The sequence below is a fragment of the Cytobacillus sp. MT66 genome, from assembly GCF_058792595.1.
Genome location: NZ_JBXAFB010000014.1, coordinates 21,877 through 37,545, shown reverse-complemented (window position 1 = coordinate 37,545; position 15,669 = coordinate 21,877). Strand labels below are relative to the sequence as shown.

The window sequence follows — 15,669 nt, the reverse complement described above, 5'->3', positions numbered from 1 at the left end:
CTCACCTCCTTAGATGTGCAGTTTTTGCACAATTGCAGACATTGCACAGAAGTTTGGTTATAAAACTATTAAAATTTAATATAAGAAGGAACTAGATTAAGAGACTTTACGTGGTATCCAATTTTCGATATAGCGTAAGGCTGTTTGTAGTTCCCTCTGCTTTACATCCTTGTAGCTGGCGACACCGAACCGGTCTTTGATTTCACGATACAGTTCACGGAATAGCTTGGCGGCTTCCTGTTTATCATTTGTGAATTCATAGACCCGGTGTGCTACTCCTTTTTGGATCATGCGTTGCTGTCCAGAATCAAGTGTGATTTGTTCTTCAACCTTATGATCAATCTGTGTAACAAGTTTTCTAAGTTCATGCTGCTCTTCCTTAATTGCCTGAGTATCTTCCACAAGATCAGCAGTAGTCCGTAAAACGGTAACAAGAGCCTGGTCTTTCGACATTGGAACTACGTTTTCTTTGATGTTGTAGTAATCATCTACCAGCATTTCATAGGCATCCCATGCTTGATCTGTATTTAATGATTTGGCATGTAGCCAAGCGCCCTTTTCGGTCCAAAGATAAATTTTGTTCAGGTTTTGCGGAAGGTCAATTTGACCTGTCGCTCTCAGGCGTCTTAATTCATCACCTTCTACTAAGAAGAAATGTTTATTTTCTTGATAACGCTCTTTATTACGATTGAAATTTCTATTAATTCGTTCTGGGTCAGTTCCGTATGCATCAGCTAATAGTGCTGTAGTTAGTACTCGCTGCCCGTTTGATTGAATTGGTTTAAGTTGATTCATTAAATAGCCTCCAAACTTTTTTGTTCTTGATCCCGCATCCAGGCATCTATGGTTTCCCGAGAGAAAAATATTCGGCGCCTTACACGTAAATGAGGGATTTGTTTTTGTTTAACCATGGCGTAAATGGTGTCAACGTGAACACCGATATATTCAGCAATTTCTTGAGGTGTTAAAGTTTTACGCTGCATTATTTCCACCTCCTATCATGCAAACGGAGTATAACCACATGTTTTTTATTTTCAAGGGGCTTTATAAACTTTTTTGAAATAAATTTTGATCAGTGTTTTCTAATAGCTCAACAATTTCCATTAACTTTGCAATTACATCATCATTTGAATAATCATCAGAAATCATCATGGCCGACTCTAAAACCTTAAGTTTTAATTCTGTCCAGATTACCTTGTGAATGATGTCCATGCTGTCAACTCCTTATGGAATTTGAATAACTTGCTGCTGGCAAAGATGATTAAGTTCAAATTCTAGGATTTTCATCACCTCCGGCACCTCAGCGAAGGTTACATTGTGGGATGCCAGAGATTTAAGTAAATCGTTAATGAGTTTTTCTTTTTGTTTTGCGTTCATGTTAAGGCCACCTTTTATATAACTTTGATACGTTTTGTATCAATAGATACCTGAAAAAGATCAGGGAAAAGCTTTCTATCCTGCACACCATAAAGTTTTTCAAATTTCAGCATCGTCTCACGTCCAGGATTACGAAGACCCTTTTCAATTTTCCTTACATATACTTCTGATATATCAAGTATTTCAGCGACTTGTTTTTGCGTTAACTTCCGTTTTAATCTTTCATCTACAAGTCTCTTTCGCAAATTAATCACCTCTTTTTGATACGTTTTGTATCACTTGTTGATTCGATTATAAATGATACGTTTTGTATCGTCAACTATTTTTGATACATTTTTTATCATTTGTTTATTTCGATACATTTTGTATCTATAATTAAGTTATAAATTAGGGTTAGAGAGGGAATTCCAAATGATTGGAGATCGATTAAAAAAATTGCGAGGTAAAAGATCGCAAGAAGAAATAGCCGAAAATGTAGGTATTTCAAGAGCCAGATTATCTCATTACGAAACGGGCAGAAGTGACCCAGATTCAGATACATTAAAACGACTTGCAGATTTTTATGGTGTATCCACCGATTATTTAATCACTGGTAGAGATAAAGAAAACATTTCTGTGGCCGGGCATGAAATAAAGTTAACACCTGAAGAGTTAAAGGTATTCGAAGAATTAAAAAAACACCCAACCCTTTTCCATGATCTTGCCTCGGATCCAGAGAAGAAAGTAAAGGAACTAATTAAGCTTTATAAAATGAAAAAAATGTTCCTTGAAGATGATGAAGAGGAATACGGTGAAGGCTTTGGGGATATTGAGGATTAACACGATCAGTGCTGGTCGTGTATATTTTTAAACTACTGCTGGTAAATATGTACTAATCTGCAAAATTTTATTTAGTTCTTACATCAGGGGATGTTTAAATGGAATTACAAAAAAGCATTGAAAACACCGATTATTGGGAACAAAGAGCAAATAAGGTCATATCCCATTTTAATTGGCAGCATCCAGACGAAATTGATCTTTATAATATTTGCTGGAGATACGGTATCAAAATAAAACCTCTTGACTCTAACTTTATTGATTCTGGAATTAACTATGAATCTATTAAACACTTAAAAGCATTTTCAGTTCCAAAGTCAAAAGCACGAAGAGGAACAATTTATTTAAATCCCGACCTAGAAGCAATTGAAAAGAAGCTTATTCTTGCTGAGGAGTTTTGTCACTGTTATTCTCACTTTTCCTCTCAGTTAAATATGGACAAGCTTATTATCAATAAATTAGAGAATCAGGCAAAAAGAATGGCTGCCTATCTTTTAATGCCAGCAATGTTTTTGAAAAAAATTTATACTGCAGCTATAAGCGAACCAGTTTTAATATCAGATATTGCTGATTATTTTGTGGTTACTGAAGAGTTTGCTCAGTACCGTCTAAAGCTTATATTTCAGCACCAGGTCGATGGGTTTATTACTCTTAAGAATAGATTAGGAAGTATAGAGTGGTTTAGCTAAAGAGATTAATATTTGACTGGGGTGATAGTTTGACATGAAAAAATCAATAAAAATCTTAATGATTTTACTTATTCTTGCATTAGCTGGCTGTGGAGAATCGGCAAATAGTGAACAAGTTGAATCCATTTTAGACGTTGAACAGTTTTCTTTAGTAAATAAAGCTTCTGTAAAGGAAAAATTAGGAGAGCCCACCTCATTTGAAGATATAAATTATCAAACTCCTTCAACGGGAGTAAATAACCTTTTAACGTATTTTTATTACGATTGGAATGGTTATAATTCAGAGTTTGTATTTGATGACAAAGATCGTCTTATCAGAATAACTATTTATCCTAGTGACAACAAGCAATCGAAGTTTATAAAGACGAATTTTGAGGACCATTTGAAACAGTTGGGTATAACAGCTAGTGAAAATTTATCAAAGGTTTCTGACACAGGCAGTGCTTGGCGCTATCAAAGAGTTTCAGATAAAGTTGATGAGGTTTGGACAATTTACGGAGATAGTTCGATCGATATAATAAAAGTTTCATTTGATGTTAGACCATTTTTATAAGGGGATAAATAAAAATGAAAACAAATTTCGTTGATGGAATAAATTTAATTGGCAAAGATAATAAGCGTGCTGAAACTATATTATTAAATTGTGAGAATCAATACCAAGATAACCCAATAGATTTACATTTTACTTATAACGGCTTAATCAAACTTTATTATAAGGAACGAGAAAACCACAGTGACGCACTTGATAAATGTATTAATGTTTGTTTAAAGGACATTGCATTATTCCCAGCATTTAAAAAGGCATACAATAAAGAAAATAAAGATTTAGGGGTTAGCCCATTTATCCCAAGAATTCCATCATTCCAACAATTAGCCGTTATTTATGAAAAACAAGGTAAATTAAAACAAGCAATTCAGGTATGTGAAAAGGCAATTAAATATGGTTTATATGATGGAACTAAAGGTGGATTTGAGGGAAGGCTGGAAAAGCTTCAAAATAAATTACAGAAATTAAAATAATTCATTCAGTGCCCTTTTGGGCTTTTCTTTTCAATCTAAAACAGAACATATATTCTTATCTGGAGGGAGAATAATGGCAAATATCCGTAAAAGAGGGGAAAACTCCTTTGTTCTTACTGTTGAAACAGGCTATGATGCAAGAGGTAAAAGGAAACGCCGTTATAAAACAATAAGAGTAGAGGACAAGGCACTCCTTAAAACAAAAAAGAAGCTAAATGATTTTTTAGAAAATGAATATCACAAGTTTAAAACCGAAGTTGAAGCCGGCGAATATATTTCGCCTGAGAAATTAACTGTTGAGACCTTTATAATAGATTGGAAGCAAAAATATGCCGTAAAGGAATTGGCTGAGACAACATTAACTAACTATTTTTCTCATATAAAAAATCATATTTTGCCTATCATTGGTCATATGAAATTGGACCAAATAAAACCCATGCACTTAATAAATTTATTAGACGGCATGAGACGAGTAGACGAAAGTAAAGAGGCTTTGTCTGAACGAACTAAACAAGATACCTATTTAGCATTAAGGAACATATTTGAGCGGGCTGTTGAATGGAAAATCATAAAGGAGAATCCCGTAAAGTCTGTAAAGAAGCCAAGAGCTTTAGAAAATCGGGAAGTTAACGTTTATGATGAGGCCGAAGTTGAAGCTTTGTTTTTAGCAGCTGAGAATGAGCCTTTACACTGGAGAATGTTTTTAACCTTAGCACTGGCAGCTGGATTAAGAAGAAGTGAGAATTTAGGGCTAGAATGGTCAAATGTAGACTTTGAAAAGGGAACCATTGATATTAAACAGGTTATTGTAAAGGGGAGAAATGGTCCAGTAATTAAGCAGCCAAAATCCAAGAATTCAAAACGTATTATTTCTTTGCCTTCCTCGGTCGTTAAGGAACTGGAGGCATTTGAATTACACTGGAAAAAGGAAAAGTTAAAAATGGGAGACGCTTGGATTGAGGAAAATCATAAGTGGGTATTTTGCAATGAAGATGGAACTCATTACTATCCAGATACACCAACTACATGGTGGAAGCGATTTACAGAAAGATCAGGAGTAAGATATATAACCCTTCATGATCTGCGGCATACATCTGCAACATTACTAATCAACCAGGGCGTACATGCCAAAATTATATCTGAAAGATTAGGTCACTCGGATATCAGGATAACTATGAACACATATGGCCACGTTCTCCGAAAAGCTGATCAAGAAGCCGCAAATAAATTAGACAGCATTTTTTCTAAAAAGCAATCTGTATAGACTACATGTCGCCAATTTGTCGCCGAACACCGGCGACAAGCATCCTGAATCATCCTGTTCAAACAGGTAACAATCAGACTGAGCCCTTGATACAACAAGGTTTGTCCTGGAACGTCCGTTTGGTTCCTGTTAGGTCTGTTGTTCTGGCAGCGTAGAGGTCAGGGGTTCGAGCCCCCTATGCTCCATACTAAAGAAACCTTGATATATCAAGGTTTCTTTTTTATTTTAAAATTAACGGAAATCGATTATCGCCTTATCTGCAAAAACATCAAAGTATATCCTCTGTATAAATAACACAAAGCTAAGAGTAAAGTCTATCTTAGCCTCTTGAAATCAACCATTTATCCTTATTTACGGCCAACTTGAAGATAAACTGTTCCAGTGGTAGCATCGAATCCTGCTTTTACTGTTCTTCCATTAGCTGTGAATTGTTCTGGAATCTCGTTATTATTAAAGTAATTCCATACACGATTCGCATCTTCTTCAAAGTACAGTTTAAATAATTCCTTTGAGACAATTGGAATTCGGTAAGAGTTTGGTAAACTGTTACTTTCCCAAAATAGCCAAGTTAAATCTACTTCAGTAGATGAAGATGGACTTTGACCAATTACATTCATTGCTTCTGGATATTCAGGGATACTGTAACTCATACCGCTATTTTTAAAACCAAGTTCATTTTGCAGCGTTTTTAAATTTTCAGCATGATTTGAGCTCCACTTTGATTTTAAGACTGGTGCAACCCATCCATCAGGATAGACTTTTCCAACTGATTCGGCTTGTGACTGCTCTGCTAAAAGTGCTAACTTGGCTTTTGAAGGAGTTTCATATTTAACAGCACTTGATTTTTTCACAAAAAGACCTCCACCAAGACCGTAATAGCCCCCGTCCTGTCCTTTATAGCTGTAAACACGATATTCATCGCCCTTTTTTAGTGTTCTGTCAGCCCTTTCAAAAGTTTTGTCTTTAGATTGAAATATTGGTGTAGCGCTTAAAACGGTTATTTTGCCGATTTGACCTGCTTTTAATTCAGTCTTTCCCCACATCACTTTTTGAGTTGCAGCTGAAGCTGACCCTGTTGTTAAAAGTAATCCAATGATCATAAATACTGTAATTAACAATCTTCTCTTCATGTATTTTACCCCCGATATCTTATTATGTACTGTACATATATCGGAAGATTTCATTATATTTTTACAATATGCTATTACACATTTTGTCCTATTCTGCAACAAGATCAAAGTATATCCTCTGTATAAATAACAGAAAGCTAAGAGAAAATTCTCTTAGCCTTTTGCATAGTATGAAGTTTATTATTTTCTTCCTAATTCCAAGAGTAATCCCCCAGAGTTAGGGTCATAAAGTACAGTTACATTTCTTCCATTAGCAGTGAAACGGTCTGGAATATTTCCACTGTCAAGGTAATTCCAAACTCTCGTTGCATCTTCACCAAAATATAGTTTGAATAATTCTTTTGCTACAATTGGAATCCGGTATGATTCAGGTATAGCACTATCAGTCCACATATAAAATAATAATTCTACTTCATCTGACGAAGAGGGGCTTTGGCCAATAACTTGAACTGCTTCGGAACGGCCGGTAACACCAAAAGTATTACCACCATTTTCAAATCCAAGTTCATTTTGAAGAGTTTTGAGATTTGTTGTATGATTTGAGCTCCACTTAGATTTTAAGACTGGTGCAACCCAACCATCCGGATATGTACTTCCTTCTTTTTGAGAGAGTTCCTGTATTTTTAATAAAGCCAGTTTTGCTTTGGAAGGAGTTTCATATTTGACAGCATTGGATCTTTTAACAAATAATCCTCCACCTAAACCGTAATAGCCGCCCTCTTGGCCTTTATAGCTATAAACCCGGTATTCATCACCCTTTTTCAAGGATCTTGACCCTTGCTTAAATACACCTTCTTTCATTTGGTAAGTGGGAGTGGAACTTATTACTGTGATCTTACCAATTTGCCCGATTTTTAATTCTGTCTTCCCCCACATCACTTTCGTTGGTGCTGCTTCTGCTATTGTTAATGTTGATAGGAACAAAATTGGCACCATTAATACAGGCAACAAGAAATGTTTTTTCATGATGTACATCCCCAATCTATTTTCATATATTTTTATATCGGCCAAATTTCCCATCACTTAAAGATTAAAAGCAAAAAGCACCTCCGAAGAGATGCTTATTTTTTATTCTTCAATTTATTCATTAAAGCATTTACCTTATTTCTCATTTTTTCCGTTTCTTCACTAAGCAGAGATATTGAATATTCATCATCAATTTTTGTTACAGATAAAATATCTCCTTCTCTAAATTCTGCAATCTCTTCTTTAGGAATAAGTAGCTGTTCTTCCTCGTTTGGATATTTCAAAAGAACTCCCAATGATTCTTCAAACCGGTCAAGAGTATATTTGGTCATTCAATACAACTCCTTTAGTTAACGTTCACATGCCCAACCGTCATTATCGCGATCGTGCTTAGTTGAATAAGCAGGGTGGCCAGTTTGTACACCATTCGGGTAGTATACACGCATGGATGTACAGTTACTGAATGATGTAGGTGCTCCCGGTAAAATATAGGTTCCTGAACTCGGATTTTTTGACGGTTCAGGAGTAACTGCAGGTTTTTCTGGAACAGGAGGAGTAGGCGTAATTGTCACACCATTCCACGGTTTAGTATTAAAAGAGTAGCTCAATCCATTTGTGCTCATAGTAATATTACCAGAAAACACAGTGGAGTATAGTAATGATCCTGCATTCTTTAGACGGCTCACAACTTCTGAATGAGGATGACCATATGAATTTTCAAAACCATATGATAAGACAGTTGCAGCAGGCTTAACTGCATTTATAAATGCTTGAGAACTGCTTGTATTTGAACCATGATGTCCTGCTTTTAATACAGTGGATTTAACTGTATATTTTCCCATGATTTCTTGTTCTGTGGCAGTGTCTGCATCGCCCATTAATAACACACTAATATTTCCGTAAGTTAATCGTAATACTATGGATGCTTCATTGTTATCGTCTCCAGCTTCAGCAGCGTTCAAAACAGTAATCCCGAGGTTTGAATCTAGGTTAATCGTGCTGCCTGCCTTAGGAATCACATAATTGATATTTTTGGCATCAACCAATGACAATAAATCGTAGTAAGTCTGAGTCGTGTGTGATTGTCCGGGATCTACAAAATTACTTACCTGGAAAGTATTAAGGACTGAAATTAATCCGCCGATATGATCAGCATCTGGATGTGTAGCAACTACATAATCGAGCTTGGTTACTCCTTTATTTTTCAGGAAGCTAACTACTTCATCTCCAGCTGATTTTGCCCCGCCATCAACAAGCATATTTTTACCGTTTGAAGTTTGGATTAGAATAGAATCCCCTTGTCCTACATCGATAAAATGAACCTGTAACGGCTTGTTATTTACAATATCCAATAGTGCTAATTTACTCTTTGAAGGTGTTTCGTATTTGATAGACGACCCTTTTTTTACAAAAAGTCCTCCTCCAATCCCATACATTCCTCCATTTGCACTCTTATAGGAATAGACACGGAACTCTTCGCCTTTTTTCAGTGTTTTTACCACTTTCATATTTACATCGTAAACTGGCGTATTGCCAAGAACGGTGATTTTTCCTATTTGGCCCTTCTTTAATTCTGTTTTCCCCCACATGATTTTGGTGGATCCAGGAGTAACAGTATTTTGTGGAGCCGATGATTGTTGTTCGAGCAGTGCTAATTTTGCTTTTGAAGGCGTTTCGTATTTTACTTTGGAGCTCTTTTGGACATATTGTCCACCCCCAACGCCATATAATCCGCCATGTGCACTTTTATAGCTGTATACACGAAATTCGTCGCCAGCTTTTAATGTACGAACAGTCTTTAGAGAACCATTTGCTTCTAAAGTGACCAAATTTGTATTTGATAAGACCGTCACCTTTCCGATCTGGCCGACCTTTAATTCTGTTTTTCCCCACATTACACGGGATGCAGCGTGTGCATCAGATGATTGAAATCCTGAGAAAGAAAAAAACAACACAGCTGTCAGTAATATCATAAGTAGTTTTCTCATTGCTTTTCCTCCAAGAAAATTTTCTTTTAGAAACCAAAATTAATCATACTACTTGAATCGGAGATATCGCGCAGGAAGATTAATCCTATTTCTAACAACCCTTTAGAAGCCTCATATATTGTCGGTACAATTTATTCTTTCTGGTCATTTTAGTAGGTTCGATTGTCTGTTTGTTTAAAAAAACAAGACTGCCGATAATCCAATAAAAACTAGATTTGTCAACAGCCTTGTTTTGTTTTAGGAGCTTCCTATGTATTCGGTTTAAAAGTGCTCTGACTTCTAAAGTTATTAAGCACCCAATTCTTTCTTTGTACGCATATTCCCCGCCCGTTTTAATTTTCCCCAGCCCACCCGATTTCCTTTTAAAGCGGCAAACAGGGATTTCCACGTGACCCATAGCAATAGATAGCGATAAATCACTCTTTGCAGAATTAACGTAAGGAGCGGCTTCACACTTAACTTCTCCATCCTAAATGCAATGAAACACACAAGGAAATCAACCAAATAGTAGCTGATAAAAATCAATAACGACTTTTTTACATCCCCTGATAGGAAGCCTAAAATAAACAATATATCTAAAAATGGTGCAAAGAACGGCACAATGAATTGAAAGAGCAGTATATTAGGGAGGGCGATAAATCCAAGTGATTTATGTTTTATTCCTCCAAACGCTTTCTTATGCTTCCAAAAACATTGCAAAGTGCCAAAATTCCATCTGAACCGCTGTTTAAGGAAATCTCTAATCGTCTCTGGTGCCTCGGTATAGGCGAATGCCTGTTCATCAATAATGACTTTATAACCTTTGCGGAGAATTTTTAACGTCATATCGGTATCTTCCGCTAAGGTGTCATCGGTAAAATAGCCAAGCTCTTGGACTGCCTGTTTACGCCATGCACCAAATGCTCCGGGAACGACTGTCACACAATTAAGAGCAGCAAATGCCCTTTTCTCCAAGTTAAATCCAGTCACATATTCAATATGCTGCCAGGTGGTTAATAGTTTTTTTCTGTTGCCAACTTTCACATTTCCAGATACCGCTGCAATATTTTCATCCTCAAAGTGTCGAATCAATAGCGAAATTGATTTAGGAGTAACAATGGTATCTGCATCAATAGCAACAATGATATCCCCCTTGGCTTTTCTGATTCCCAGATTAATAGCTGAAGCCTTTCCGCCATTTTCCTTATGGAATAGTAAAACCTGTTTATTGGCGGCAAAACCACGGGATACAACAGAGGAAGTCTGATCCTGTGAACCATCATCAACAACGATGACCTCCAGGTTGGGGTAATCACTTTTTAGGATTGACTCAATCGTCCGGCCTATAACCTTTTCTTCATTATAAGCCGCAATAACAACACTGATAAACGGACTCGCTTGACCCTGAGGAGAGGTTGCCTGTTTTTTATGTTTAATAGCTAAGCAAACAAGAATAAAAAGACGCAATAGCAAAATAAAAATGGCCCCATAAAGCAATATAGAAACAGTATCATGAACGTTAGCTATATTGAACAGTATTACTTTGGCGCTTAGCATAATCGGATATTCCACCTCTGGGACAGGAGGAATGACACTGCTTTCACTTTTTTTCATTAGATCGCTTACCGTCACGAATCTATATCCTTGACTTTGCAGCTTCTCAATCATGTCAGGCAATGCTTCCACAGTGGCATGTCTATCTCCTCCGCCATCATGAAGCAATATAATATCGCCACTAGATGCCTGCTTCATTACATTCTCAACGATTCGCCTGCTGTCACGAAGCTTCCAGTCCTTTGAATCGATATCATAATTGACAGTAATGTAGCCCATTTCTGTGACATCCGTCATCCTTTGAAAATGTGAAGGACTATACTTCGCCTCTTCATCCCCATAAGGCGATCGATAGAACGGCGTGGTACGCCCAGTAATTCCTTGAATGATCCGTTGAGTACTATTCAGTTCAAACTTCAGCTGTTCATTAGACATTTCATTTGTTTTCGGATGAGAAAATGTATGGCCGCCGAGCTCGTGGCCATCCTTGTAAATTTGCTTAACGAGATCTTGATTAAGCATCGCGTTTTTCCCAATAACAAAGAACGTTGCCTTAACATCATATTGTTTCAGGATTTCAAGAATGCGCTTCGTGTATTTAGGGTCTGGCCCATCATCAAAGGTTAGGACAATCTCCTTTTCCTCTGGTTTGCTTAAACGTTCAAACTCGGATGAAACAGGATTAGCCACATAGGTTTCATTCGCAATATAGCCAACATCATCAAACTGAAGGCTGCGTTTTCCAGCTTTTCTGCTCTTTTGGGATCGAAATATATTTCCCTTGCCTGTACTGTAAATATGGTCTCCATTCTTAACTGTAAGCAATTCTTCGGTTTTATTTCCTTTAAGAATATCCCAGACAGATGGATCTTCTGATCCCAGCCTCCAGAGGGCAATTCCCTGTGCCCCAGCCTCCGAAGACATTTTTAATTGGTTGAAGAAAGTTGCACTGTCCAAAAACCAGATTTCATGCAATTTGTCCTTATCCATATATTTAAGATAAGGAGTCTGGCTTAAATCATCCCATTGAATGTTCAGATTTGCTTTTTCCGCTATTCTCATCACATCATCAAAGGAAACAACTTCACCCTCCTGCTGGTTTTCCCAGTCCCAATCATACCCATAGTTCCCCAGTCCAACGATGAGTTTTTCCTTGGATACTTTTTCGAGATTTTTGTTAAACCAGGAGGAGGAGGCAATAGGACCTGGATTAATCACATTTTCATCATATGACATCAAGATAATCTGATCTGTGTACTTTTCCAGTTCTTTGTAATCAAACGCCTCATTTGCAGGGGGCACATCAATCGAAACAGAGAGACCATCAGCGTGAAATACCTGATAAAGCTCCTTCATAAATTGAGTCAGCAAATCCCGATCATCCTTGTTGAGATTCTCAAAGTCTATATTAATCCCATCAAAGCCATGCCTTTTTATTTGTTCATGCAAGCTTTTAATTAACTTCGCTTGTTCCGAAGGGGAGTGAAGCAGTTTTCGGATCGTCTCCTGATTCCACTTGCCATTCTGTATGTTATGAATTAACGGTATTACCTTGACATCATTCTTCTTGGCGAGATCTGCAATTTCTGGCTGTATATCACTTACCAGCTCAAGATTCTCATCTAAATGAAACCATTGGGGGATGAGAATATCTATCGCATCAATATTAGCCCTTAACGAGTGTTCACTGTTTACATCCCAATTCACATAAAAAGCGTAAACATCTCCTTTATAGGCCAATGGCTGCTTTAGATACGCTTCGTTCCTAGAGGATTCAAAAGAAGCAGCAGAAACTGAATCTATTACGTTCGATGGGCGAATATGAGAAAACTCATCTGCTATTTCTATTTCTACATCAGGCAAGATTGGATTAAAGTACAAGCCTAATCCAGAAAAGAAAATGACAAGACAAGATACAACAGCAATGAGAGTGAAGGAACATACAAGAATATTCCACCTAATACCTGATTTTGTTTTAAAAATAAAACTTTTATTGGCTTTTTCAAGGGGAGAATTCGATTTAGTATCCTTGATTCTTTTACGGAAAATCATGCTTCAACCTACCTCGTACATTATTATCCTTGTAATCAATTCTTTGACAAGGTTTTACCAATTTTTAATCCTCATATTTCCAAATATCCCATTTAAGAGTAACAGGTGGCATTTAAAGACGGAATGAGCTTATATATTCAACTTTCTCTTGCCGCAGTGCTGTTTATTGGCACCTATCGGAATAATTACCTAAAGATTATTAACATTTCATTTACCTGTACAATATTCCTAGTGCCTTCTTAACAAATCTATACATCTAACCCTTTAAATGGAATATCCCCATCAAATAACATGGGGCAATTGAGGTATAAATTTTTCTTTATTTCAATAGAAAATCTTTGCTTAATATTCATTTAACAAATTATTAGCATGGGTGAAACATTGTAATGAAAAACAGAGGTAGTCCTTCCCGGGCAAAAAGACTAATTATTCTGTCTGTATTGCGTTTTGCAATTTTTTATAGTCATTTCGTTGAATACCTGTTTATTTGCTCTGATGATAAAATGATACAAGATTAGCGAAAAGGAAGTGTAAGTATGAAGCCAGAACACACATCCCCCGCCGGTAAAAAAAAAGGGACAGCTTTTAAAATTACAATCGGAGTCATTTGCTTTTTAATATTAGGTGCAGGGACTTATGCTTTTACCGTGTATAAATCCGTATCCTATACTCTAAATAAAACACATGAACCAATACACCGTTCGGAATCAAAGCAGCGAACTATTAATTTTGCGAAGGAAGACCCCATTTCGATTTTATTATTAGGTGTTGACAAGCGCGATGGCGACCGCGGACGTCCGGATTCGATGATGCTGCTGACCGTAAATCCTCGCACAGATTCAATTAAAATCGTCAGCATTCCTCGTGACTCTTATACAGAAATAGCCGAAAAAGATAAGAAAGATAAGATTAACCATGCCTATACATATGGCGGAGTAGATATGTCAATAAAAACGGTTGAGGGTTTCCTGCAGATACCTGTTGATTATTATGCAGAAATAAATATGGATGGTTTCCTAGATTTAGTGGAATCTGTTGGCGGAGTAACAGTGAATAACACATTCCCCTTTACCTATGGCGGGATTGACTTTCCTGCAGGCCAATTGAAATTGGATGGCAAGGAGGCCCTCCTATATTCCAGGATGCGGGCTGATGACCCTAATGGCGACTTTGGCCGACAAGAGCGTCAGCGAAAAATCATTCAAGCATTTGTGAAAGAAGCTTTGCAAACAAAAACACTTGTGAACTATCGAAAAATTTTGGACGCAGTTGGCAATAACGTAAAAACCAATCTAACATTTAGCGAAATAAAAGAATTTCAAGCAGATTATTCGCAAGCTAGCTATAACATAGAGCAGCTTCAAATAAAAGGAAACGGAAAGATGATAGATGGGGTCTATTACTACATGGTGCCAGAGTTTGAAAGGAACAAATTGTCGAATATTCTTAAAAAGCATTTAAATATTGAATAGTGATCAATTAAACATTGAATAACTCGGAGATAAAAATTTGGAGATAAAAAAGGGTCTATTGATTGTATCTGCAAGTATCATTATGTTGTTCGGTTTTTTTGAAATGAAAGTCTCTGATGGGTTAAACACAGACGAAATCATTACACAGAACTTATTTGATGAATGGTATGAAAAAACATGGTCAAAAAGTCATTTTCCAAAACAGGGAATAGAATATAGCGGTGCCAATTATGCCTGGGGATGGAGTTATGCGGCTAATTCTTTAATCAATATGTACAAGGCAACGGGGGAAACGAAATATTTAGATTACTTTATCCCCCAGGCCAATTATATTTTGAACCATACCGACAAAGACCTGGGAATAACCAGTTTCAGCAATACAAGTTTATCATTACCTGCCTGGTCAGACAGGGGGCACTATACCTCGAGAAAGTTTAATTATACTTATCCAGTCCATACGGGAATGATTACTTTGCCCATCTTACGATTTGTGGATGTGGTTAGATCTGACAACTTAAGTAAGTACAACAAGATGGCAGATCACTTTTTAACCGCCAGCGGACAAGCCCTTTCCGTTCATAACCAGCCAAACATGTGGATAGACATATCAAAAACAGAAGGGTTTTTCAGAGGACACCCTTATGGGGCAAGCATAATTTCCGAGGCAAATAAGATTGGGGTACCTAATCGTATTTTGATCTATCTAGCAGCATGCGGGCTGTATGATAAGCTTACTGGAAAAGGTATTTACACTAAACAGATTGAAAAGAGTCTCCGCTTTTTTAAAAATACATTGCTCCGATATGATAACGATTTTGACGCTTATTATTGGAAATATTGGATTGAAGGAACTTCCCAATATCCGGGGGAAGATATTAGTCACGCCGCTTTGACGGTCTATGGACTATTTGTCCTTCATGAAGAAGCCGGCTTTGCCATTTTAAAAGATAGTGATTTTATTAGAATTAAAAACATTATTTATAAGATGGTAAACAAGGATACACCGCCAAAAATCAGAAAGAATATTCATAACTTGGATAATGAAGAAAAGCTTTACTACAATTCGGAAGAAAATCCTTACTATTATCAAATATTAAGATGGAGCTTTTTAGGTATTTATGATGAAAAAATTTTTGACAGACTCGATGGGGTATACAGAGAGTTATACCTTCGTGAGAAGCCTTCCAGCTCAGGTTTGTTTAGTATTGCTTCCTATTTGTCAACAAAAAAAGAATTAAAGAATAAGGATGGACAAAAGCGCTAGCCGATTTAGCTGGAGACAGTCAGCAACGATGATTACTTGCAGATGAAAACGACAAAAAGGCATGCCCGCTCCCCAGTACCAATGGCAATAGGGAGCGG

At 36.9% G+C, this 15,669-nt stretch carries 17 protein-coding genes; 7 read left to right on the top strand and 10 right to left on the bottom strand.

Annotation, left to right across the window (positions count from 1 at the left end; translation table 11 throughout):
• Positions 1-96 precede the first annotated feature (96 nt).
• From AC1Q59_RS20225 to AC1Q59_RS20205, 5 genes are all read right to left on the bottom strand, one after another.
• The gene (locus tag AC1Q59_RS20225; protein ID WP_492367668.1) at positions 97-795 is read right to left on the bottom strand and encodes an ORF6N domain-containing protein; all 699 of its coding nucleotides are present in this window, start codon (positions 793-795) and stop codon (positions 97-99) included.
• On the bottom strand, positions 795-983 hold the full coding sequence (locus AC1Q59_RS20220) for a helix-turn-helix domain-containing protein (protein WP_492367667.1): 189 nt from the start codon (positions 981-983) through the stop codon (positions 795-797). Before AC1Q59_RS20220 ends, AC1Q59_RS20225 begins: the two co-directional genes overlap by 1 nt.
• Before the next feature lie 61 nt (positions 984-1,044).
• Positions 1,045-1,212, bottom strand: a complete 168-nt coding sequence (locus tag AC1Q59_RS20215) for a hypothetical protein (protein WP_492367666.1) — start codon at positions 1,210-1,212, stop codon at positions 1,045-1,047.
• A 12-nt stretch (positions 1,213-1,224) separates the two neighbouring features.
• Positions 1,225-1,377, bottom strand: coding sequence for a hypothetical protein (locus AC1Q59_RS20210; RefSeq protein WP_492367665.1), 153 nt, complete (start codon positions 1,375-1,377; stop codon positions 1,225-1,227).
• 14 nt (positions 1,378-1,391) lie between these two features.
• Positions 1,392-1,628: a helix-turn-helix transcriptional regulator gene (locus AC1Q59_RS20205; protein WP_492367739.1), complete on the bottom strand. Its 237-nt coding sequence runs from the start codon at positions 1,626-1,628 to the stop codon at positions 1,392-1,394.
• Between the two features lie 160 nt (positions 1,629-1,788).
• Here AC1Q59_RS20205 and AC1Q59_RS20200 point away from each other — a divergent pair, with 160 nt between their 5' ends.
• From AC1Q59_RS20200 to AC1Q59_RS20180, 5 genes are all read left to right on the top strand, one after another.
• Positions 1,789-2,196, top strand: a complete 408-nt coding sequence (locus AC1Q59_RS20200) for a helix-turn-helix domain-containing protein (protein WP_492367664.1) — start codon at positions 1,789-1,791, stop codon at positions 2,194-2,196.
• Between the two features lie 98 nt (positions 2,197-2,294).
• A complete protein-coding gene (locus AC1Q59_RS20195; RefSeq protein WP_492367663.1) occupies positions 2,295-2,882 on the top strand; it encodes an ImmA/IrrE family metallo-endopeptidase in 588 nt (195 codons plus the stop codon).
• Between the two features lie 34 nt (positions 2,883-2,916).
• On the top strand, positions 2,917-3,435 hold the full coding sequence (locus AC1Q59_RS20190; RefSeq protein ID WP_492367662.1) for a hypothetical protein: 519 nt from the start codon (positions 2,917-2,919) through the stop codon (positions 3,433-3,435).
• A gap of 14 nt (positions 3,436-3,449) precedes the next feature.
• Positions 3,450-3,902 carry a hypothetical protein gene (locus tag AC1Q59_RS20185; RefSeq protein ID WP_492367661.1) on the top strand — a complete coding sequence of 151 codons (453 nt, stop codon included), beginning with the start codon at positions 3,450-3,452 and terminating at the stop codon, positions 3,900-3,902.
• Between the two features lie 73 nt (positions 3,903-3,975).
• Entirely contained in the window at positions 3,976-5,166 is a 1,191-nt protein-coding gene (locus tag AC1Q59_RS20180) for a tyrosine-type recombinase/integrase (protein WP_492367660.1), read from the top strand.
• Positions 5,167-5,513: 347 nt separating this feature from the next.
• Here AC1Q59_RS20180 and AC1Q59_RS20175 read toward each other — a convergent pair whose 3' ends face one another.
• The 5 genes from AC1Q59_RS20175 to AC1Q59_RS20155 form a co-directional block, all read right to left on the bottom strand.
• Positions 5,514-6,296 (bottom strand): hypothetical protein, encoded by a 783-nt coding sequence (locus AC1Q59_RS20175; RefSeq protein WP_492367659.1) that lies wholly within the window; start codon positions 6,294-6,296, stop codon positions 5,514-5,516.
• A gap of 180 nt (positions 6,297-6,476) precedes the next feature.
• The gene (locus tag AC1Q59_RS20170; protein WP_492367658.1) at positions 6,477-7,262 is read right to left on the bottom strand and encodes a hypothetical protein; all 786 of its coding nucleotides are present in this window, start codon (positions 7,260-7,262) and stop codon (positions 6,477-6,479) included.
• A gap of 95 nt (positions 7,263-7,357) precedes the next feature.
• Positions 7,358-7,594, bottom strand: coding sequence for a DUF3006 domain-containing protein (locus tag AC1Q59_RS20165; RefSeq protein ID WP_492367657.1), 237 nt, complete (start codon positions 7,592-7,594; stop codon positions 7,358-7,360).
• Between the two features lie 18 nt (positions 7,595-7,612).
• Positions 7,613-9,250, bottom strand: coding sequence for an MBL fold metallo-hydrolase (locus AC1Q59_RS20160; protein WP_492367656.1), 1,638 nt, complete (start codon positions 9,248-9,250; stop codon positions 7,613-7,615).
• A 288-nt stretch (positions 9,251-9,538) separates the two neighbouring features.
• A complete protein-coding gene (locus AC1Q59_RS20155; RefSeq protein WP_492367655.1) occupies positions 9,539-12,835 on the bottom strand; it encodes a trifunctional glycoside hydrolase family 18/polysaccharide deacetylase/glycosyltransferase family 2 protein in 3,297 nt (1,098 codons plus the stop codon).
• 536 nt (positions 12,836-13,371) lie between these two features.
• On the opposite strand from AC1Q59_RS20155, the gene AC1Q59_RS20150 reads away from it, so the two are divergent.
• Positions 13,372-14,307, top strand: coding sequence for an LCP family glycopolymer transferase (locus AC1Q59_RS20150; RefSeq protein WP_492367654.1), 936 nt, complete (start codon positions 13,372-13,374; stop codon positions 14,305-14,307).
• A 37-nt stretch (positions 14,308-14,344) separates the two neighbouring features.
• Positions 14,345-15,571 carry a hypothetical protein gene (locus tag AC1Q59_RS20145; RefSeq protein WP_492367653.1) on the top strand — a complete coding sequence of 409 codons (1,227 nt, stop codon included), beginning with the start codon at positions 14,345-14,347 and terminating at the stop codon, positions 15,569-15,571.
• Positions 15,572-15,669: the final 98 nt, after the last annotated feature.